Annotated in this window: 1 rRNA gene; it reads right to left on the minus strand. The window is 41.2% G+C overall.

What is annotated here, in order from left to right:
• Window positions 1-284: 284 nt before the first annotated feature.
• Window positions 285-352: ribosomal RNA gene (locus AAEY98_RS22205) — 16S ribosomal RNA — on the minus strand; the annotation flags it as partial.

The raw sequence follows: 352 nt of genomic DNA on the forward strand, positions 1-352 counted from the left end.
CTCGCCTTAGTTTTTAGAATATTCAAGACACTTAAACAGTGTTTTGAGAACTCAAGTGTTAATGCTTTCGCATTAACGTTTTTCGCACTAACGTAATCACATCAATAACAACGAATCGTCATTCATGCGCCTTTAGTTAGTACTATCAGCTTTCCAAATTGTTAAAGAACAACACTTAACCGGCAAGCGGTGTGTTTCACTCTACTTCCGAAGAAGTTAACAAGTAATCTGTGTGAACACTCACATGCATCTCTGCACTTTAGGTATTGAGTTAGTCGTATAGGTAAGGAGGTGATCCAGCCCCAGGTTCCCCTAGGGCTACCTTGTTACGACTTCACCCCAGTCATGAACC

Source organism: Shewanella sp. AC91-MNA-CIBAN-0169 (genome assembly GCF_040310165.1).
Lineage (GTDB): Bacteria > Pseudomonadota > Gammaproteobacteria > Enterobacterales > Shewanellaceae > Shewanella.